Genomic DNA, 20,578 nt, shown 5'->3' with positions numbered 1-20,578 from the left:
TTACCCCCGGAGTAGAAAAATCCCCCTAATAGCGCATATGTTTTAAGGCACGCTCAAGGCCGGAGCAACGCAGGAATACTCGCAGCGGCTACAACCGGATCGCTTTGTGACAGTTCGGAAGATCTAAACGGCCGACATTATCATCGGCCGCCTACGGAAATATCGGCAAACCCCGCGCTTCGATGGCCGTGCGCGTGTAAGCGTAAGCCGATTCCATCAGTTCGGAATGCCGTCTCCAGTCGAGCGCACCCATGTCCCGCGGTGTCGGGGGTACGAGAAGCCAGTCTTCTGCGGTGAGGTGCCGTTCGAAATGGCCCCGATTGGCCATCAGGCTGCGAACGAGCACGGTCGCGGCCGACGGAGCGTGCGTCCGATTTTGTGCGGCCATGGGATTGAGGGTTTGCCAGATCAGCTTGCGGCGTTCGGGGAGTGCCGCATAATCGACCGGAAAGCGCTGGCAGTCGCCGGCTTCAAAACTCACGACGACATTCGGTCCGCGCTTCAGGCGATGCATTGTGTCGACCGGTACGTTGGCAATCACGGAGCCATCGACGAGCATCTGTCCTTCCTCGGTATAAAACGGCGGAAGCAGACCCGGGATTGCCGCGCTCGCACGAATGGCGCGCCAAAGACTGCCGCTGCGATGGACTTCGGCTTCATAAGCCGAAAGATCGGCGGAGACTGCAAAGTACGGTTTCCACAAATCCTCAATGCGGATGTTTCCATATTCTTTTTCGAGGTGATGATCGAAGTGCGTGTGATCGAGCAGGCTGTAGCGCGGCAGCGTGTAGCGCGCCATCGCGCGGCCTTCGATGAACATGCGGTGCACGCCCGCGTCGATTTCGAAGGGGTCCATATCTTGCGCGAACGCCGCTGCCATCGCGGCGCCGCCGGACGTGCCGCCGACAAAATCGAAGCCGGTGCCGGCTTCGCGAAATGCGCGGTAGATTCCGACGTGTGCTGCACAGTAGGCGCCTCCGCCGCACGCGACGAATCCGAGGGCTTCTCCACTGAGGAAGCGCCAGAGGCGCGCGATGTCGTCCATATTGCCGAGCGCCACATGATGATGCATCGCCGGCTCACGGCCCGAGAGCCAGTGTCGCGTACCTTGCACAACCCCCTTCCGGCGATGGAGGACAGCCAGCCGTCGCGACTGAGGCCGATGCAGCGACAGCGCAAATTTTTCGACCGAGCCGAGCGGGACGGCGCTGCCGATGGGATCATCGGGAGAGGTCGCGACCAGCAGCAGCTCGTCGGCCTGGCGGACGGATTTTTCGCTCCACGCCGTCAAATCGCGATCGGCGATGAAAACGACCGTTGAATAGCGAGTTTCGAGCGTGTTGAGCGCCGCCGTCAGGTCGCCATCGTCGCTCGTGCGTCTGCCGAGGACGCCATCTAGTGTGTCGCTTGATATGACGATTGTACCGGAGCGCGCTCGGGCAGCTTCCGAAAAACTCCTCAAAAACTCTGCCGGAATGTACCCGTCACAAACACCGACGACGGAAACCGTCCGCGGCCGTGGACGCGCAGATGAAAAGCGCCCATTACGATGAAGATCTGCGCGGCGGCGTGTTTCGGTTGCCAGTCGTTCTGCAAGCGTCGACGTGATCGCTGCCCATATCGCAGGCGTCGTCTCGGATATCGAATTGAAATCGTCGCGGGATAGTCGGACGACGACACCGTCGCGGATCGCGCGTACGGTTGCCGTGCGCTGACCGCCCGCAAAGAATGCGATCTCGCCGATCGTCGATCCGTGCGAGATCTCCGCGACAGGCTCGTCGTTGCCATCAATCTCGACCGCAAACCGGCCCGAGACAACGACATGGAGCGCATCCGCATCCTCGCCCTGCCGAACGATGCAATCACCGCGCCGCACAGGGACCGGCTGCAGCCGATCTTCAAGCGAATGCAAAGCCTCGGGAGGCAAATCCCGGAACGCAGCAACACTGGCGAGGGAGAAGGGCTTGAACGACATCGGGGCGCCGTGTGGCAGGCCTTTTCCAGCCTTATACCATATTGGCGCCCCGGTGATGACATGCGAGTGCGCAAAACGCGGGACGGGATTAACTCGCCAGCGCCTCGACATGCTCCCAGTTAACGAGATTGTCGAACCATGCTTCGAGGTACTTCGGGCGCGCGTTGCGATAGTCGATGTAGTAGCTGTGTTCCCATACGTCGACGCCGAGGATCGGCTTCGCTCCGTGCATCAACGGGTTCTCGCCGTTCGGCGTTTTTTGAACTTCGAGTTTGCCGTCCTTGATGACGAGCCAGGCCCAGCCCGACCCGAACTGGCCTTTTCCGGCCTCAATAAAATCGGCACGTACCTTATCGTAGCCGCCATATCCGGTCGCGAGCTTTTCGATCTTGCCGGGGAGCTTCTTACCGCCGCCGCCCTTCTTCATCCACTGCCAGAAATGCAGGTGGTTCCAATGTTGACCGACGTTGTTGATGATGCCGGCATTCTTGTCGGCATAAGCGTTCTTGCAGATGTCCTCGATCGATTGGCCCTCGTATTTGGAGCCGGCAAGCAATTTATTGCCATTCTCTACGTAGGCGAGGTGGTGCTTGTCGTGGTGGAACTCGAGGGTTTCGGCGGACATGAACGGCGCCAGCGCGTCGTAAGCATAGGGAAGGTCGGGGAGTTTCAGTGTCATGAAAGGCCACTCATCCATTGGGTTAAGGTAGCGCGCCCGGAAAGTAGCTTTTGAAGGCAGTCAACACAAGCAAACGGTTAACCCGCCGCGACCGCTGCGGTTCCACACAAAAACATCGCGTTGATTTGGATCGCAGGAGGCCAAACGTCCCAAATCCTATTCGCGATTGCGGTGATAGAAATTGAGCTATTTCCGGGCATCGTTTTTGCAAAGAAAACAATGGGCGCAAACGAACAAAAGACGATTTACGGCACGCCGCGTCGATTGTTATTACGGCTGATGTGTGTTCCGACAGCGCCAATAGGCCGCGGCTTTATTTGACTAACTTTCTTGTGAGTTTAAAAGAGCTAATAATGCCGCTCGCCGTTTTCTGATAATGCAAACGGCGTAATGCCCATTTTGATGTTTAAATTGCGAAAGCAATGTTGTAATTTCCGGCAATTGCCGAAATTTCACGATCATCATCTAATGCATATTGACATCGCAACGCGTATTGGGGTTTTCTGCGCGTCTTTTCAAGCTCCACGATTGGCAGTGGATTTACCAGAGGTTTTAGTTTGTGATGCGGAAGGTAAAAAGAATGGCCGCCGTCAATGTCGACAAGCTTTCGCTCAAAGAGCTTATTGATCTTGAAGCGAAGGTGAAAAAGGCCCTCGCCTTGGCGCGTGACCGCGAGCGTATGGAAATAAAGAAAAAAGTCGCCGATCTCGCAGAAACCCATGGTTTTTCCGTCGCGGAATTGTTTGGCGGCGGACGTGGTCGGGGCCCCGGAAAAAACAAGTCTGTCGGTGTCGCGAAGTATGCCAATCCTGAAAACAAGCTCGATACCTGGACGGGCAGAGGACGCAAACCTAATTGGCTTGTCGAGCGGCTGAAGAAGGGCGCCAAGCTCTCCGACTTTGAAATCTGATTGATCGTCGCGTCCGCTTCCGTCGACCTTGTGAATGAGATCGGCGGATATAGACTTCAGACGAGTTGGGCCGATCGTCGACGCGTAAATTTCTGCGAATAACGGATCCATGATGTTAGCAATGGCACCTGAGTACCGCGCGCCATTGCACGCGCGAAAACCATGGCCCGGCGTTGGCCACCCAGAGTGCTAACCCTGTCTGGCACGGATGCCAACAAATTTAGCACTCACTTCTTGACAGTGCTAGCAGTCGATTACATATAACCGGCGCGCAGTAGCGGGGTAGTGGCCGGCCGATTTGCGGGTCGGATGATCTGCAGTCCCACGTGCAACTCCTCGCCGCTGCCTCAGGTACAGCAGAATCATCAAACAAAATCATGAGGTTAATCCCATGGCGTTCCGTCCTCTCCACGACCGCGTGGTCGTGAAACGTATTGAGGAAGAAGCAAAGACCGCGGGCGGGATCATCATCCCGGATACCGCTAAGGAAAAGCCCCAGCAGGGCGAAGTCGTCGCCGTCGGTCCGGGTGCTCGCGACGAGTCCGGCAAGGTCAACGCTCTCGACGTCAAAGTTGGCGACCGGGTTCTGTTCGGTAAGTGGTCGGGCAGCGAAGTGAAGATCGATGGTGAGGATCTCCTGATCATGAAGGAGAGCGACATCCTCGGCGTTCTCGAAGTGACTGCCAAGAAGAAGGCCGCCGCTTAATTCAATTTCCCCTCAGAAGCATTCAGCCAAACTCAGGAGTTGCTTAAATGGCAGCTAAAGACGTCAAGTTTGCTCAAGACGCTCGCGAGCGCATGCTCCGTGGTGTCGACATCCTCGCCAACGCGGTGAAGGTGACCCTCGGGCCGAAGGGTCGCAACGTCGTCATCGAAAAGTCGTTCGGCGCGCCGCGCATTACGAAGGACGGTGTGACGGTCGCCAAGGAAATCGAGCTTGAAGACAAGTTCGAGAACATGGGCGCGCAGATGCTGCGCGAAGTCGCTTCCAAAACGGCAGACCTTGCCGGCGACGGCACCACGACGGCCACCGTTCTCGCTCAGGCCATCGTCCGCGAAGGCGCGAAGTCCGTTGCGGCCGGCTCCAACCCGATGGATCTGAAGCGCGGCATCGATCTCGCCGTCCAGACGATCGTCGACGATCTCAAGACGAACTCGAAGAAAGTTACGAAGGATCAGATCGCCCAGGTCGGCACGATCTCGGCCAATGGCGACGAAGTCGTCGGCAAGAAGATCGCCGAAGCGATGGACAAGGTCGGTTCGGAAGGCGTCATCACGGTCGAGGAATCGAAGACCCTCGATTTTGAGCTCGATGTCGTCGAAGGCATGCAGTTCGACCGCGGCTATCTCTCGCCGTACTTCATCACCAACGCCGACAAGATGATCGCAGAGCTCGAGAGCCCCTACATTCTCATCCACGAGAAGAAGCTTTCGGGTCTGCAGGCGATGCTTCCGGTTCTCGAAGCCGTCGTCCAGTCGGGCAAGCCCCTCCTCATCATTGCTGAAGACGTCGAGGGCGAAGCGCTCGCAACGCTCGTCGTCAACAAGCTGCGCGGCGGCCTCAAGGTTGCAGCCGTCAAGGCTCCGGGCTTCGGCGATCGCCGCAAGGCCATGCTTGAGGACATCGCTGTCCTGACGGGCGGCACGGTGATCTCGGAAGATCTCGGCATCAAGCTTGAGACCGTTACGCTCGACATGCTCGGGCGCGCCAAGAAGGTGACGATCGACAAGGAGAACACCACGATCGTCGACGGTTCTGGCAAGAAGGCCGACATCGAAGCGCGCGTGAAGCAGATCAAGGCGCAGATCGAAGAGACGACCTCCGACTATGATCGCGAAAAGCTGCAGGAGCGTCTTGCGAAGCTCGCCGGCGGCGTGGCGGTCATCAAGGTCGGCGGCGCAACCGAAGTCGAAGTCAAGGAGCGCAAGGACCGCGTCGATGACGCGCTGCACGCGACCCGCGCGGCCGTCGAAGAAGGCATCGTTCCGGGCGGTGGTGTTGCACTGCTCCGCGCTGCGAAGTCACTCGATACGCTGAAGCCCGAAAACGACGACCAGAAGGTCGGCATCAACATCGTTCGCAAGGCCCTGCAGGCTCCGGCCCGTCAGATCGCTGCGAACGCTGGCGAGGACGGTTCGGTCATCGTCGGCAAGATCCTTGAGAACTCGAAGTACGCGTTCGGCTACAATGCTCAGTCGCACGAGTACGGCGATCTCTATTCGCAGGGCGTCATCGACCCGACGAAGGTCGTCCGTTGCGCGCTGCAGGATGCCGCTTCGGTTTCGGGCCTCCTGATCACGACGGAAGCCATGATCGCCGACGTGCCGAAGAAGGACAGCGGTCATTCGCACGCTGCTCCGGGCGGCATGGGCGGAATGGGCGGCATGGACTTCTAAGCAGCCCTTACCAATCGCGCTTTCCGGCCAGCTCGACGAAGGCGAGTCGGAAAGCGCAAACAAGAAAGCCCCGCAGCGATGCGGGGCTTTTTGCATTTGTATGCTTGCGTTCACGACTCTGCTGCCCGCGCCATCACTGAAACTCGAGGAGCAACTGCAACAGATTTATAGCTGTGTACAGTTCGCCGCGGCTGTTCGGCTGAGCCAATAATTCCTGTACATTTATTCTTGCGCATTACTGGAAAATTTGAAGACGAGCATCCGCATGAACAGTCATGTGCTGATGAAGGGGTGACTTTTTCTCAAAAACCAAAGAAGAAAGGGAAGAATAGATGTCAGAAGATATTCTGTCCAAGCTCAAGGAGTTACATCAGGGCGTTCAAGCGCGCATTGAGGCCACTTCAGACTACAAAGCCATGAAGGCCGTCGAGCGAGCGATTGGCGAGTTGGCTGCCGCGCTCGCGCCCGCCGAAACGGCGCCTGTTGAAGAACAAGCAACCGAACAGCGGGCGGCAGAAGAAACGGCGGCGGAAGCTCCGGCGGCGGCGAATGAAGATGCCGTTGAAGCAGCACCGGCAGAAAAAGAAGCAGTCGCCGAAGCAAGTGCGGAGCCGGCAGCGGCTGAGCCTGAGCCGGCTGCAGCTGCAGAGACGGCGGCGGACGAGGCTCCGGTAGCGGAAGCTACAACCGAGCCGGCAGCCGCCGAGGAAGCAGCGGCTGATGCAAGCGCTTCGGAGGCTGCGCCTGCGGAAGCCGCCGCAACGGAGGCTGCATCCGCTGAAGCCGAACCGGCGTCGGAACCCGCCGCAGAGGAGTCTGCTTCGGCAGAGTCAGCGGAAGCAGCTCCGGCGGAAGCGGCATCAACCGAGGAACCTTCGGCAGAAGCCGCCGCAGAAGAAGCCGCACCGGCAGAAGCTGCACTAGAAAGCGCAGCGGAAGCAGAGGCGGCCCCTGCCGCAGAGGCAGCAGCCGAGCCAGCTGCAGCCGACGCGCCTGCCGCTCCAGAAATCCCAGCCGAGGATAAGGCTCTCGTGGCTGAGATCGTTGCCAACGGCGCCGGAACTGCAAAGCCCGAGGCAGCGGCCGCTAAGCCCTAATAGGACGCGTCTCGTTCTGATACGACCGCCAGAAGCACTCCGAAAGCCCCACCCCTCGGGGCTTTCGACGATGATCGTCGTTCAAGCGCCTCGATCAAATATTGTTTCTAGGGCTTTGTATTGCGGGCCAGCGCCCCAACGTGAATGCTACCCGGACAACGACATAGGGAGGCGAAGCTATGGATGCCGTCGAAATTCAAGCTCACGCGCGGAAGCTCTACGAAGCGCACGGCGCGAAGGCGCTCGCCGAGGCCGCTCAGATGGTTCGCGAGCTCGAGGAACGGGGCGACAAGCGTCTTGTTGAAGACTGGCGCAGAATCCAGTCGGCGCTGCAGCTGATGCGCGGCCCGCACGTAAGCTAGCAGCCATTGGGAATGTTCGGCTGTGCGGTGCACCTGCTTCAGTGGCCGATTTTTGCAAGCGCTGCGTAGCCGAAACGGCCTTGGTGGAAAGCCGATCTAAGGCCATGTCGCTCCGCGACGGAGCGAACGACAGCCTGGAGATTGGGATGCGGCGTCACGCTGAAGTGCGTTAGCCAGGCAAGCATTGTGTGTCGCGCAAACCCCGGCATCCCGTCCATAGTTCCGAAATCGACGACGTGGAGCGTGCCTTTTGGTGCCAGCTTGCCGGCAGCCTGATCGAGGACGGCTTCCCAAGCTGGAATCATCGACAGTGCGTACGAAATGAAAATTCGGTCGAAGGACGACTGAGCGAACAGCGTTTCAGGGCAGAAGGCCGTCGCGTCCGCTTGTGCAACTTGAATGCGATTGCGAGCGTGACTTCGCGCAATCGAGGATCGCGCGGTTTTGAGCATCTCTTCCGAAACGTCGACGCCGAAGAACCGCGCGCCGGGATAACGACGCGCCGCACAAATCAGGTTGCGTGCCGTGCCGCAGCCGATTTCAAGAACCGATCCACCGGGAGGCGGCGTCAGATCGGCGATCAGTTGATCGCGCCCCAGGAGATAATGTCGCCGTGTCAGATCATAGATATAGCGCTGGTGCCGATAGATGACATCCATGGCTCCGGCAGCAGACTCCGACATCGGCGCTCCGTTAATCGCGTTTCAGATAGAGGTGGAAACCGCCGTAGATTGCCGAACGATCCTTCGCGTGGATCTCAGCGGAGCGGACGGCATCGTAAGTCCACCGATCGAGCAGCGCGCGCGAAACGCGTCCCGGCAAGATGCTGCTTTCGCCCGCAGTGCGAAAGATAACGCGCGCTCCTGGGCGTGCCGTGCGCGTGATCTCGCGCCACAATGCGTTGAGAGCGGTATCGTCCATCCAGTCCTGCGCGTCGAGCAGCGCGTAGCGATCGAGACTTTCGGCCGGTTCGTTCGCCAAAAAGCGAACCATGTTGTCGTGCACGACCGTCACGCGGTTGGTTCGCGTCTTGACCGCCAGAAAGTTCGCTTTTTCGAGATAAGGCGGACACGGGCCTTGTCCTTGCGGCGCGTAGCAGCGGCCAAACGCCTGCCAGGCGAAATAATTATCTTTGAGATCGAAACCCGTCGCGAGACGCTCCGCGCGCTCCTTCAAAACGGCGGACATGGGCCGCGCGCCGCCGTGCGATAAGGCATCGTACTGAACGGGCGGAATGCCGAGCCCGAACAGCGACGCGCGATTGGACGTGATCCAGCGCAACAACGGATGGTCGAACGCCGGCGCGATCTCACGGTCGAAAATCTGGCGTTGCTCCTCGACCGTTTGCGCATCGAGAATTCGCTTCGGGTCGGCTCCGAGAACGCGAGCCATGACATGTCCGCTCGTGATAAAGCGGCCGAGTAGCCCATAGCGGTAGAAATTGCGCGCAAAACGCGAGATACGCCGTCGCCCGGTGAAATCCCGGCCCTCCCAATAGGCCCGCGTCTCGGCATCGAGATGCGGCGAGATGAGATCGCGATAGAGATGCACGTTGCGGCGATCGGCGGCGGAGCCGAAAAAGCGATAGAACGTGGCATGGTTCGGAAGGTGCTGCGCTGCTGCGAGCTTCAGCTTCAAAAGCGCGACATGCGTTTCGTTGAGGTCGACAGCAATGATGCGCGCCGGGTTGCCGGTAAGGTAGCTCATCACGTTGCAGCCGCCGGATGCGATCGTCATGACGCGGCTTTGCGGCGCGAGTTCGAGCGCTTCCATGTCCGCGCGCGGGTCTTCCCAGATTTGCGGATAGACCATCGAGCGGAAGGCAAACGTGAAGGTTCGTTCAAGCAAGCCGGCTGTGCTCAGCGCACGGTTCTGATGCACCGCCTCGCTTAGCAGGTCGATGCTGGTCGGCTCGAAGACTTTTGCGGATACGTTCACTCCCGATCTCCATTCATCGCCACTTTTGGGTGCGGCGCTTAAGGGCTTTATGCGGCTTCGATCAGCCAGCGGCCGGATGTCGCTTGCGAGGCCCGTTGGCCGAGTTGCTCTCTCCAGCGGATGATTTCGAAATGGCCATCGAAGCGCTCGCCGATTGCGGTGCAGCTTTCCACCCAGTCGCCGCAATTCAGATAATGGATGCCGTCGATCATGCGTTCGTTCGCATGATGGATGTGGCCGCAGATAAGACCTTCCGCTTCGCGTCGGCGCGCCTCGGCCGCGAGCGCGTCCTCGAATTCGCCGATGTAGTTGACGGCGCTTTTGACTTTAAGCTTCAAAAACGCCGAAAGCGACCAGTGTCCGAGTCCGAGCATGCGGCGCGCGAAGTTCAACGGCACGTTAAGCGCCAGCGCTGCATCGTAAGAACGGTCGCCGAGGAATGCGAGCCAGCGCGCATAGCGCACCACCACATCGAATTCGTCGCCATGCAGAACGAGATAGCGCTTGCCGTTGGCGCCTTCGTGGATGGCATCGCGCCGCAGTTCCACGCCGCCGAAGTTCATTCCCGTATAATCGCGCAACCCATCATCGTGATTGCCGGGAATGAAAACGACGCGCGTGCCCTTGCGCGCCTTGCGCAAAAGCTTCTGCAGAACGTCGTTATGGCTCTGGGGCCAATGCGGTCCGCGTCGGACTTTCCAGAAGTCGACGATGTCGCCGACGAGATAGAGAGCCTCGCACTCGACGTATTTGAGGAAATCGAGAAGCGCTGGTGCTTGCGAATTGCGCATTCCGAGGTGGACATCGGAAATGAACACGGCGCGGTAGTTCAAGTTCCCAGTTGCGGTCGCGGCGCTCAAGTTCGGCCCCCAATCGCCAAGCTCTTCATGCTCAGCGAAGGACCGGATTCATGTTACACGCGTATGACGGCAGCCTGCGGCGCGTCGCAACAGCCGTGGCGACAGCTTCGAATAAGAGGTACGCGATACTCGTCGCAGCGACGGCCTCAGAACTCGATACGCTGGAAAATATGCTCCCAGACAAAGAGCAACGCCGTATCGACAACCCCGACCATCAGGAAGGCGAGTGAGATCGGGTAGATCGACGCCTCCGGCAGCCCCAAGTCGGTTCCCCTGGTGGAAACGGCAAGCGCAGCGGTGAGGCTGAAAAGGGCGAGAACGGCGAAAACGATCTGAACGTATCTTAGCGAACGTGCGCGTTCACGACGAAAATCATTCATCCGGGCATTCCCTCGACGCATTACAACAGAGACCCCGGGCCGGCACCATAAACGCGGTTATGATCAGATTGAAGTAAAATTTAATGTTTTGTTAATGAACGGCGCTTGCCGCAAGAGCTTTGAGCTTTGCCGCCTGCTCCGAGCGATCGGGGATAAAATCGCTCGCCACCCACCACGTTTCGAAGGCCTTGAGGACATCGCCGACAGCCGGTCCCGGAGGTACGCCGAGGGCAAGGACATCGCTCCCGCCGAACGGCATCTTTGGCGGGCTCCAGCGGTCCGCCAGAAGCGCTCGCCTGCGCCAGGCGGGATCGGTCGCGGCGGCTCCCGACCGCGCCCACGAGACGTAGACGGCTCGCCGAAAGGCCTCCGGACCAAGATGGTAGAGAACGGCGCGGGCAGCGGTGTCGGGCTGTGCCGGATCGATGTCCGGATTAACGATAGCGGCCGTTTTGAGTGCGGCTGCTTCGGCGTTCGAAAGACGAAGCCGTTGTGCAAGCGCGTCCACTTTTGCCGGATTGGAAACGGCGAGTGCCGCAAGCCCGCAGATCACATCCGGAGGCTGGCCGAGGTTCGCCTCGATCGCCTGTAGGCGCGCCAGCCGCCCCGGATCGGTCATGCCGGGAAGGATGAGTTTCAGGATGCCGCTCTCGTGCATCGTCAGAACGACCTCGGCGGCAAAAGGTGCCGCAAGCAACTTCAGGAATTCGGCGCGAATACGTTCGGCTGCGAGCTGAGTCAGGCCCTGTTTCAGCGCGATCGCAGCCGCCAGGCCGACCGCATCGAGCTGGCCTTTGCCGTACTGGGCGCTGAAGCGAAAAAAGCGAAGGATGCGCAGGTAATCTTCCCGAATCCGGGCTTCCGCATCTCCGATGAATCGCACGCGGCGGCGGCGAAGATCGTCGAGGCCGCCGATCGGATCGTAGATCATTCCATCGGCATCGCAATAAAGCGCGTTGATCGTGAAATCGCGGCGCTTGGCGTCATCTTCCCACGATTGGGTGAACGCGACCGTCGCATGGCGTCCATCGGTTTCGATATCGCGCCGAAGCGTCGTAACTTCGAAGCCGACACCATCCGAAACAAGCGTGACCGTGCCGTGTTCGATACCTGTAGGATGCGCGTCGAGACCGGCGTCTTTCGCAAGTCGAATGATGGTTTCGGGGGCGGCAGGTGTTGCGAGATCGACATCGGTGACAGGGCGATCGATCAGCGAATTTCGAATTGCGCCGCCGACGACGCAAACGTCGATATGTGCGGTTTCGAATGCAGCGAAGACTTTGCGAAGGGGTTTCGCATTAAGCCACTCGGCGGTGATGCGCGGACCTCTGGCGGTGATCTGGGACATGAGCTTAAGGTTTCTCGGGCTCCGGTTCTGTGGCGCGGATCGTGCGGCCCGGTTCAAGTTTGCCGTCTTGCATCGATTGCGGGACGTAGACGTCATGCGGCGCATTATAGGTCCGCGATGAAAACGCGATGAGGGTTGTCAGCATCAGGGCTGCCCCGGCGATAAAGAGGCGCAGTAACGGGGCCTCGCGGATGATCCCGGCAAGTCCTGACCATTCGTCGTCCCTGAACGCAACCCAAGCGATGTAGAAGAGGGTCGGCAGCAGGAAGAAAAAGACGTTTTCTATGACGATGCGGATCATGCGCTGAACAATCTCCGATAGAGCGCCCGGATGATTCCGGCGGTGGCACCCCAGATATAGCGTTCGCCATAGGGCATGGCATAGAAGCGCCGCTCGTTGCCACGCCAGTTCCGGCTGTCGATTCTATGGTTGGCTTCATCCATCAGAAATTGAAGCGGCACTTCGAAGATGTCGGCGACTTCGGCGGGATCGGCAACAAGCTTGAACCCCGGACGCACGAGCGCAACGGCCGGCGTTATGATGAACCCCGTGCCGGTTCGATACGTCGGAAGATAGCCGAGAGGTTCAATGAAAGTATCGTCGAGCGCGATTTCTTCGCGCGCTTCTCTGAGAGCAGTGGCCAGTGGGGTCATGTCGTGGGCTTCGACTTTACCGCCGGGGAAGGCGATCTGACCGGCATGGGCCGGAAGATGCTTGGTCCGCTCGGTCAGAACGATGCTGAGCGGCGCGCGCGAGACGATCGGAATCAACACCGCCGCAGGGCAAAGATTCGTGGCATGTCTTCCCGCATCCGGATTGAGTTCGTCATCGCCAGAAGATTGCGTTCCGTCCGGGATCGGCGGGTCCTGAAGCAGCCGCGAACGGGCCAGCTTCTCGAAAAGTTCGGCATCCAGGCCAGTTGTCGTCACATTCGAGGCGGAAAGAGAGGGCATTTTACAATTATAACCATATGTCTGGCGCGATCCGGCAGGGTGGCCGATTACCGCTGAATCACGATACCTTGAGACCGTACCGCAAACCGAAGCCCGACTGTCAGGAAAATTGGAATCGCGTGGCAACTATGAGTATGACCTGGGCGCTCCGTGCGCTGGCCCTCTCGGTGGTCGCCGGAGCCTTGTTGCTCTCCGCTAGCATCAGGCCAGCAGGCGCGGCATCGACAATCGATTTTCTCGCCGCCCTATCCGATTCCGAACTCGACGAGTTCCGTGCGTGGAAAGACGCGCGCAACGCATTCAATGATCAGACGGACGCCTACTGGGATGCCGTCGAGTCGAAGCGGCAAGTTCGGCGCAGGAAACGCGCCGCCAAGATACCCTTCGATCGCAGTGATTACGTTATGAGCTTCCCTCCACGGTACAAGGGACCGGCACTTTCCGCTGCGCTCGCGAAAAAGTATTATAATTTTGTCGAGCAGCAGAAGACGACGGAGCCCGCAAAAACACGGGAGCTTGCAACTGTCTCCGACTATCTCGATGCAGCCAAGCGCGTCTACGGCTTTACGCCCGAACGCGTCAGCGAGCGGGAGTTCAAGCTGCGCTACGCCGAAGAGGCGAATGCGTTGGGCTTGTCCAAGGAACAGGTCGTTCGCGTCTACGCGCTGGAGACGGGCGGCAACGGTACTTACGACATGCAGGCCGGCATTCACCCGGTCAAGAAAACCGGGCGCGCGATATCGAGTGCGCTTGGCTACGCCCAGCTTCTCGACGCGAATTCGATCAACGAGCTGGCGCGCAGCGGCGGCACATTCATCTTGCTTCTGAACAGGAAATTGCGCGATCCCGAGAATTCGCCGGCACGAACGGCAGCGCTGAAGCATAAGCTGACAGTGCTGAAGCGCATGTATGCGAACGTCAAACGCTTGCCGTTCGAATGGGATGTTCAGCAACGTTACGCGAAGACCGACAAAGGCATGGGAATTCACACGCTGAATATCGATGCCGACATCGGTCCAATGCTGCAGGCGATGAAGCTCAGGACGCTGAAAGATACCGCCGAGAAGCAAGGCAGGCGATCGCTCTCGGGAGCCGAACTCGAATTGATGAATCTAGCGGGTCCAATGACGGGCCTCGAGATGATGGAGGAGCCGGGCTCGTCGGCGCCGACACCGAACTTCTTTGCGCGGCGCGCTTACTACGTGAACAAGATGGTCGCCGGCCTGACCGCGGCGGAGTTGCAGGTCGAGTTGGATCGTCGTATGTCGCAGGCCATCGCGAGGCCGGGCGCGCAGGAATTCGCCGCGGCTTTTGATAGCGTTTTCGAGCGGCGCAGCACGGCGGAGCGTTGAAAACTCCGCCGCATTCCGACATCGATTTCGCCGCCGGATCGACCGGGCTCAGGTCTCCACCCGCTCCAGGAACGGATAGTCGGTATATCCGTTTGGGCCTTGTGCGTAGAACGTGCTTGAGTCCGGCGTATTGAGAGGCTCGTTGAGCTCGAAGCGCTCGGGCAGGTCGGGATTCGCGATGAAAAGCTGCCCGAACGCGACGGCATCCGCACGGCCGCAATTTATGGCGGCCTCCGCCGTCTCTTTCGTGAACTTTTCGTTGGCGATCAGAACTCCGCCGAAAATCTTCTTGAGTTGCGGGCCGATCGAGTCCGCTCCCTCGTGTTCGCGCGCGCAAAGAAACGCGATCTCGCGTCGGCGCATTTGTTCCGCGACGTAACCGAACGTCGCGAGCGGATTGCTGTCGCCCATCGTGTGCGCATCCCCGCGCGGTGCCAGATGCAGCCCGACGCGATCCGCACCCCACACGTCGATGCAGGCATCGATGACTTCCAGCATCAGCCGCGCGCGATTTTCGATCGACCCGCCATAAGCGTCGGTGCGGAGATTGGCGCTGTCCTGCAGGAACTGATCGAGAAGGTAGCCGTTGGCGCCGTGAACCTCGACGCCGTCGAAACCCGCGCGCTTGGCGTTTTCGGCGCCGCGCCGGTATTCCGCGACGATGCCGGGAATTTCACTAAGCTCAAGCGCCCGCGGCACGACGTAGTCGCGCATGGGGCGCAGCAGGCTGACGTGACCCTTCGGAGCAAGGGCACTTGGAGCTACCGGCAGTGCGCCTCCGAGATAATCGGGATGCGAGACGCGCCCGACATGCCAAAGCTGCAGAAGCATGGTGGCACCCGCCGCATGCACGGCGCCGGTGATGCGCTTCCAGGCGGCGACTTGTTCTTCCGACCAGATACCGGGCGTATCCGGATAACCGACGCCCATCGCAGAAACGGAGGTCGCCTCTGAAAGGATCAGCCCCGCCGAGGCACGCTGAACGTAGTATTCCCGCATCAAGTCGTTTGGGACGCGTCCAGCGCTCGAGCGGCAGCGCGTCAGCGGCGCAAGGACAACGCGATTTTTCAACGTAAAGGCACCGGCGCGAAGCGGGTCGAAGAGCGATGTCATATGAGAAGCCTTGATAATTGGAAGGATCTGGTGGGCAGCGCGAGCAGATGATGAACTCGCGGCAGACCATCATGTGGCACGCGCTTGCCGACGAACAACTGCGGCGATGCATCGCTCCAATCAGAGAGCTCGCAGGGGCCGATGCACCCGCAGACATCACGCCACTTCGGCAGCAGAATTCTCCGATTCCGTCACATCGCCCGCCGACGGCGAGACGACGGCAGAAAGACTCCCCGGCTGGTAAAGAATGTCTTGCACGGATCGGCCGCGCGCCTCGCGGACCGTCTGGCCGAACCGCACCAAAGCACTCTCGTGTATCGTCTCGTTGAGCGAAATCAATTCCCGATCGAGTTTGCCTGTTCGCCAAGTCCGGAACCATCGGCGGCGGCTCTTCGAGAGGGCGTCGGGATTCTGCTCTATCAGACGGATGAATGGCACCAGCCGCGAGACCGCATAGACCCAGCCCGTTGCGGAATAGTGCTGCAAACCAAGCGGATTGGGGGCGGCGGACCGTTTCAATTTGCGAATATCGATCGCGAGGCCGGTCAAGGCCGCAACGCGCTCCGCCATCCAGAGAAGCGCGATGTCTGACAACTCGCACTCGGGCCACCCGCCGCCGATGTCCGCATGCGTGCCTGCAAACCATGTCTGCTCGACATGCTGATGCGCTGCGAGCGCCGCTCCTTCGGGAAGGGTGAACAACGTCGGCCGGAACGGCCCGCGGGTTTCGTCGATCGATAACGCGTGAAGCGCCACGTCGATCGTGTCGTGCAATCGCATGTCGTGGAACGCAAGCAGGCGGCTGATCCGCGCCGCACCCGAGAACGGATTTCCGATATTGCCGACAGTATCCCACACGCCGATGCAGCGAATAGGAACAGGATAGTGGCAGGCAGCGCTCAACCGCGCCAGCGTATCGACGTCGCGTTTATGATCGGATTGGCGATAGAGTTTCCAGGCTTCATCGAAAGAGAAATCGCCGTCTGTCCGCGCAATGCCGAATAGCGTCACGAAGCTCGCGAGGCTGCGTGCTTCATAGGCGCCGCGCGAAAATCCGAAAAGATAGATTTCATCACCCGGCTCATAGATGTCGCGGAGGAACTGGTACGCGAGCTTGATCCTCGTGCCGACTTCAAGGCCCACGGCGCCCCTGAGAAACGAGAAGCGCAAGTCCTCGGTTGTCGCGATGCCCGCAATGTAGCGGACGAGCTGGCGAACACCCTTCTTGTCTCTCGGCAGAATGGCATTATGAAGTTTAGCGACGTTCGTCTGCGGCCACGGACCATCCTCGTCGTTCCAAGTGCCGTCGAGCGAGCAGACAAGACGTTTCATTCTGCCTCCCCGGGAAAGGCCGTTGCCGGCGCACGCTAGACAAGGCGGGGGTACGCACACCCACGCGGCGCCATCCCGGTCGCGGGGAGGGCGAAGAGCTATTTCTAACGTGCGTTATAAGCGTCTGGCCGAAACGGTCCAGAATGGGCGCGCGTACGCTCCTGCCGTTGCGAGCCACGACTGGCCAAATGGCAACAGGAGCAGGGGTCGTGCCTGAGAGGAATCCCCGGTGCTAGGGCCACTTCACGACGGGCGGCATCGAGGAAAGAATGCTCTCGACATTGCCGCCGGTCTTGAGGCCGAACATCGTACCCCGGTCGTAAAGGAGATTATATTCGACATAGCGCCCACGCCGGATGAGCTGTTCTTCGCGTTGCTCATCCGAGTAAGGCATCGAATAATTCCCGCGCACGAGCATCGGATAGACGCTTGCGAACGCTTTGCCGACGTCCTGCGTGAACGCGAAAGCTGCGTCCCATCCACCCTCCGCGTCCGACGGCGTCAGGTTATCATAGAAAATGCCGCCGACGCCGCGCATTTCGTTCCGGTGCGGCAGGAAGAAATAGTCATCGCACCACGCCTTGTATTTCTGATAGTCGGCGATGGAATGCGGCGCGCAGGCACCATACATCGCCGCATGAAACGCCAGCGTATCGGCGTCCGATTGCGTCCGGCGTTTTTCGAGCACGGGCGTCAGGTCGGCTCCGCCGCCGAACCACCACTTGCTAGTGACGATCATGCGCGTGTTCATGTGAACAGCGGGCACATTCGGGTTCCGGGGGTGCACGATAAGAGAGATACCCGACGCCCAGAAGGCCGGCGACTCCTCGGCACCCGGAATTTGCTTGCGGAACTCAGGCGAAAATTCGCCGTAGACCGTCGAAGTATGAACGCCGGCCTTTTCGAAGACGCGGCCGTGCAGCATGCTCATGACGCCGCCCCCGCCGTCGTTTCCGGCTGCATCTTTCCGCGTCCACGGCGTCGCGACGAACCTGCCCGGAACATCGCCACCGTGCGGCGCGGTTTCCGGCAAACTCGCTTCGAGCTTTTCGTAGGCGGCTACGATATCGTTGCGAAGGTGCTCGAACCAGGCGCGCGCCCGCGCCTTCTGCTGTTCTAAGGGCAAATTGGGTGTGTTCATCAGCTATTCTGCATAAGGTCTTGTTTTTGACTGAAAGGACCCTTAGCCCTAACGGGCATCCACGATCAACATCCGGTCGCCGTCGCCAGTCGGAATTCCGCACTTGCGACTACGCGCCGCTTTTGCGTTTGCGATAGTCATTATGTTTCGCCGCCTTCTGCATTGGGGGGAGAACCGCATAAAGCCGTTTGCCGAGCGCAACATCACGCGCCCGCCGGAACGGCTATGGGAATTTTATTGGTTTTTCATCAAGCCGCTTTGGCCGTTCTTCGTGATGCTGCTGATCGCGGGCTGCCTTGGTTCGACGATCGAGGTGGCACTGATGGGTTTCGTCGGCACCATCGTCGACAAGATGCGCGCCCACGGCGACCCGGCGACATTCGTCTCCACGCACGCGACAATGCTGGCGCTGATGGCCGTCGTCGCGCTGATCCTGCGGCCGCTCGTGTCGACCGCGCATGATTTCATCAAGAACCAGATGATCTCGGCGGGAACGACGTCGCGTATTCGCTGGCAGACGCATCGTTATGTGCTGCGCCAGAGCCTCGGTTTCTTCCAGAACGATTTCGCCGGCCGCGTCGCCAACAAGATCATGCAGACCGGGACGGCGCTTCGCGAAAGCGTTGTGCAGCTCATCGATGCACTCTGGTACGCATCCGTGCAGTTCATCGGGTCGGCCTTGCTCTTCGCAGCATCCGATTGGCGACTGACGGTGCCGCTCATCGTCTGGCTTGTGGCCTACATTGTGGCGCTCCGGTACTTCGTGCCCCGCATCAAGGAACGCTCGACGAAATCGTCGGAAGCGCGCTCGATGCTCGTCGGCCGTATCGTCGACAGCTATACGAATATCATGACGGTGAAGCTCTTCGCGCACGCCGAGCGCGAGGATACCTATGCGCGCGAAGCCCTGACCGAGCAGATGCAGGCGTGGCAGGCATCTCTCCGCCTGATCACGGCGATGGAGCTGGTGCTCTACACGCTGAACGGCATCCTTCTTGTTGCCACCACCGGAACCGCAATCGTTTTGTGGACGATGGGCCACGTATCAATCGGCGACATTGCCGTCGTGAGCGGCTTGGTCATCCGCATCGTCACGATGTCGGGCTGGGTGATGTGGACGATTGCCGACGTCTTCGAGAACATCGGCGTCGTGCACGAGGGCATGGAAACGATCTCACTCCCGAACCTGTTGCGGGATGCTCCCGACGCGACGCCGCTCGCCGTGCCGCGCGGCGAAATCCGCTTCGATCATATCCACTTCCACTACGGTGCCGGACGTGCGGCGTCGGAGGATGAGCCGCCGCGTGTCATCGAAAACCTTTCGCTTCTCGTGCGGCCGGGGGAGAAAGTCGGGCTTGTCGGCCGTTCAGGCGCCGGCAAATCGACCCTCGTCAACTTGCTGTTGCGATTCTACGACCTCGAAGGCGGCCGCATCCTGATCGACGGCCAGGACATTGCACATGTTACGCAGGATAGCCTCCGCGCCGAGATCGGCATGGTCACGCAGGATACCTCGCTGCTCCACCGCTCGGTGCGCGACAACATTCTTTATGGCCGACCGAACGCATCCGACGCCGAGGTCGTTGCCGCAGCCCAGCGTGCCGAAGCGCACGACTTCATCCTCCATCTCGAGGATATGAAAGGTCGCAAGGGTTACGATGCACACGTCGGCGAGCGTGGCGTGAAACTGTCCGGCGGACAGCGCCAGCGCATCGCGATCGCGCGCGTGCTTTTGAAGGATGCGCCGATCCTCGTCCTCGATGAGGCGACGAGCGCGCTCGATTCCGAGGTCGAGTCGGAAATTCAGTCGAGCCTCGAAAAGCTGATGCGCGGCAAGACGGTCATCGCGATCGCACACCGCCTTTCGACGATTGCCGCGATGGACCGGCTCGTCGTGATGGAGGAAGGCCGCATCATCGAAGAAGGCACGCACGCCGAGCTGCTGCTTCGCGACGGGCTTTATTCTCAGCTCTGGCAGCGGCAGTCGGGCGGCTTCCTGGCGCGCGAGGCGGCCGAATAACTATCGGCCGTCGCGGCGCTGTTAGGTGAGCGGCTGAGATTTGCGGGCAGCCAGGGCCGCAAGCTCGCTTACGGCATGTCGGAAATTGAAAAAGCGAGGCACATCGGCCCGGTAATCGGCGTAGGCACGTCCGTAGCGCGCCTCCAGCCAGGGTTCCTCCGCAACCGCCATCAGCGCGTAGACGAGGACAAGGGCAGCGGCCAGCGGCGTCGCTTCCGGGGACCAGGCGGCAAGCCCGAGCGCCGAGAATGCTGCAATGGCCGTCGCGTACTGCGGATTGCGCGTCCATCGATAGACGCCCCCTGTCGCAAGTCCGCTTGCCCGGCAGTAGGTCGCCTCGCGGCCGAGCGCCCAGAGTGCATAGAGGTAGGCTGCAAAGGCGATGACGGCGATTGCCGCCAAGACAAGCCGAAAAGGTGCCCACGCGTCAGCGGTCGTGAGCATCAGCACGCGTTCGCCAGCCAGCACCAGAACGACGACATTCAATGTCCGGAAGAGCGTCCAAAAAGTGAAGCTCTTGAGCGATCCGGCAGGCGGCGCTGGCCAGATGCGCCAAGCGCTCTGATCATCGCGTGCCGCAAGACCGGCGATGAGGCCTGCGGTCAGGAGCAAGGCAGAAACGGCGCCGGCAATGATGAGATAGATATCGAAGGCCATGCTGCGCGGGAGGGCCTGGTTGAAAATGGCCCCCAGAACTGCCGGACTCGCATGTCATGTCTG

General features: G+C 60.0%; 20 protein-coding genes. 7 read left to right on the top strand and 13 right to left on the bottom strand.

Features of this window, described 5'->3' with window-relative positions; translation table 11 throughout:
- Positions 1-151: 151 nt before the first annotated feature.
- Positions 152-1,975, bottom strand: a complete 1,824-nt coding sequence (locus tag HYPDE_RS13060) for a cyclic nucleotide-binding and patatin-like phospholipase domain-containing protein (RefSeq protein ID WP_015598956.1) — start codon at positions 1,973-1,975, stop codon at positions 152-154.
- An 88-nt stretch (positions 1,976-2,063) separates the two neighbouring features.
- Positions 2,064-2,654, bottom strand: a complete 591-nt coding sequence (locus tag HYPDE_RS13055; protein ID WP_041321285.1) for a superoxide dismutase — start codon at positions 2,652-2,654, stop codon at positions 2,064-2,066.
- Positions 2,655-3,234: 580 nt separating this feature from the next.
- Between HYPDE_RS13055 and HYPDE_RS18840 the strand changes: the two genes are divergently transcribed.
- From HYPDE_RS18840 to HYPDE_RS13025, 5 genes are all read left to right on the top strand, one after another.
- Complete coding sequence (locus HYPDE_RS18840; protein WP_015598953.1) at positions 3,235-3,564, top strand: H-NS family nucleoid-associated regulatory protein; 330 nt, start codon at positions 3,235-3,237, stop codon at positions 3,562-3,564.
- A gap of 391 nt (positions 3,565-3,955) precedes the next feature.
- Positions 3,956-4,270 carry a co-chaperone GroES gene (groES, locus tag HYPDE_RS13040; RefSeq protein WP_015598952.1) on the top strand — a complete coding sequence of 105 codons (315 nt, stop codon included), beginning with the start codon at positions 3,956-3,958 and terminating at the stop codon, positions 4,268-4,270.
- 47 nt (positions 4,271-4,317) lie between these two features.
- Positions 4,318-5,961 carry a chaperonin GroEL gene (groL, locus tag HYPDE_RS13035; RefSeq protein WP_015598951.1) on the top strand — a complete coding sequence of 548 codons (1,644 nt, stop codon included), beginning with the start codon at positions 4,318-4,320 and terminating at the stop codon, positions 5,959-5,961.
- Between the two features lie 332 nt (positions 5,962-6,293).
- Complete coding sequence (locus HYPDE_RS13030; RefSeq protein ID WP_015598950.1) at positions 6,294-7,058, top strand: hypothetical protein; 765 nt, start codon at positions 6,294-6,296, stop codon at positions 7,056-7,058.
- Positions 7,059-7,237: 179 nt separating this feature from the next.
- Positions 7,238-7,420: a hypothetical protein gene (locus HYPDE_RS13025; RefSeq protein WP_015598949.1), complete on the top strand. Its 183-nt coding sequence runs from the start codon at positions 7,238-7,240 to the stop codon at positions 7,418-7,420.
- Positions 7,421-7,458: 38 nt separating this feature from the next.
- Here the strand turns inward: HYPDE_RS13025 and HYPDE_RS13020 are convergent, their stop codons facing one another.
- The 7 genes from HYPDE_RS13020 to HYPDE_RS12990 all read right to left on the bottom strand — a co-directional run bounded on the left by HYPDE_RS13020 (position 7,459) and on the right by HYPDE_RS12990 (position 12,900).
- Positions 7,459-8,103 (bottom strand): class I SAM-dependent methyltransferase, encoded by a 645-nt coding sequence (locus tag HYPDE_RS13020; protein ID WP_015598948.1) that lies wholly within the window; start codon positions 8,101-8,103, stop codon positions 7,459-7,461.
- A gap of 10 nt (positions 8,104-8,113) precedes the next feature.
- The gene (locus tag HYPDE_RS13015; RefSeq protein ID WP_015598947.1) at positions 8,114-9,358 is read right to left on the bottom strand and encodes a DUF3419 family protein; all 1,245 of its coding nucleotides are present in this window, start codon (positions 9,356-9,358) and stop codon (positions 8,114-8,116) included.
- Between the two features lie 47 nt (positions 9,359-9,405).
- Positions 9,406-10,218 (bottom strand): UDP-2,3-diacylglucosamine diphosphatase, encoded by an 813-nt coding sequence (locus tag HYPDE_RS13010; protein ID WP_015598946.1) that lies wholly within the window; start codon positions 10,216-10,218, stop codon positions 9,406-9,408.
- Between the two features lie 146 nt (positions 10,219-10,364).
- A complete protein-coding gene (locus HYPDE_RS13005) occupies positions 10,365-10,598 on the bottom strand; it encodes a hypothetical protein (RefSeq protein ID WP_015598945.1) in 234 nt (77 codons plus the stop codon).
- A 91-nt stretch (positions 10,599-10,689) separates the two neighbouring features.
- Positions 10,690-11,946, bottom strand: a complete 1,257-nt coding sequence (locus HYPDE_RS13000; protein ID WP_015598944.1) for a CCA tRNA nucleotidyltransferase — start codon at positions 11,944-11,946, stop codon at positions 10,690-10,692.
- A gap of 4 nt (positions 11,947-11,950) precedes the next feature.
- On the bottom strand, positions 11,951-12,247 hold the full coding sequence (locus tag HYPDE_RS12995; protein WP_015598943.1) for a DUF6111 family protein: 297 nt from the start codon (positions 12,245-12,247) through the stop codon (positions 11,951-11,953).
- Positions 12,244-12,900 carry a CoA pyrophosphatase gene (locus HYPDE_RS12990; RefSeq protein ID WP_015598942.1) on the bottom strand — a complete coding sequence of 219 codons (657 nt, stop codon included), beginning with the start codon at positions 12,898-12,900 and terminating at the stop codon, positions 12,244-12,246. The genes HYPDE_RS12995 and HYPDE_RS12990 overlap by 4 nt, the downstream gene beginning before the upstream one ends.
- 128 nt (positions 12,901-13,028) lie before the next feature.
- On the opposite strand from HYPDE_RS12990, the gene HYPDE_RS12985 reads away from it, so the two are divergent.
- Entirely contained in the window at positions 13,029-14,252 is a 1,224-nt protein-coding gene (locus tag HYPDE_RS12985) for a hypothetical protein (protein ID WP_244437834.1), read from the top strand.
- Positions 14,253-14,300: 48 nt separating this feature from the next.
- Here HYPDE_RS12985 and HYPDE_RS12980 read toward each other — a convergent pair whose 3' ends face one another.
- The 3 genes from HYPDE_RS12980 to hemF form a co-directional block, all read right to left on the bottom strand.
- The gene (locus HYPDE_RS12980; RefSeq protein ID WP_015598940.1) at positions 14,301-15,365 is read right to left on the bottom strand and encodes an alkene reductase; all 1,065 of its coding nucleotides are present in this window, start codon (positions 15,363-15,365) and stop codon (positions 14,301-14,303) included.
- Positions 15,366-15,521: 156 nt separating this feature from the next.
- The gene (locus tag HYPDE_RS12975) at positions 15,522-16,697 is read right to left on the bottom strand and encodes a DUF2235 domain-containing protein (RefSeq protein ID WP_015598939.1); all 1,176 of its coding nucleotides are present in this window, start codon (positions 16,695-16,697) and stop codon (positions 15,522-15,524) included.
- Between the two features lie 232 nt (positions 16,698-16,929).
- Positions 16,930-17,838, bottom strand: coding sequence for an oxygen-dependent coproporphyrinogen oxidase (gene hemF, locus HYPDE_RS12970; RefSeq protein WP_015598938.1), 909 nt, complete (start codon positions 17,836-17,838; stop codon positions 16,930-16,932).
- A 142-nt stretch (positions 17,839-17,980) separates the two neighbouring features.
- On the opposite strand from hemF, the gene HYPDE_RS12965 reads away from it, so the two are divergent.
- The gene (locus tag HYPDE_RS12965; protein ID WP_015598937.1) at positions 17,981-19,858 is read left to right on the top strand and encodes an ABC transporter ATP-binding protein; all 1,878 of its coding nucleotides are present in this window, start codon (positions 17,981-17,983) and stop codon (positions 19,856-19,858) included.
- Positions 19,859-19,879: 21 nt separating this feature from the next.
- Here HYPDE_RS12965 and HYPDE_RS12960 read toward each other — a convergent pair whose 3' ends face one another.
- Positions 19,880-20,515 (bottom strand): methyltransferase family protein, encoded by a 636-nt coding sequence (locus tag HYPDE_RS12960; RefSeq protein ID WP_015598936.1) that lies wholly within the window; start codon positions 20,513-20,515, stop codon positions 19,880-19,882.
- Positions 20,516-20,578 lie beyond the last annotated feature (63 nt).

Source organism: Hyphomicrobium denitrificans 1NES1, assembly GCF_000230975.2.
In the GTDB taxonomy this organism is placed as follows: domain Bacteria; phylum Pseudomonadota; class Alphaproteobacteria; order Rhizobiales; family Hyphomicrobiaceae; genus Hyphomicrobium_B; species Hyphomicrobium_B denitrificans_A.
The sequence above is the reverse complement of the archived record's forward strand: the minus strand, read 5'-3'. Positions and strand labels throughout refer to the sequence as shown.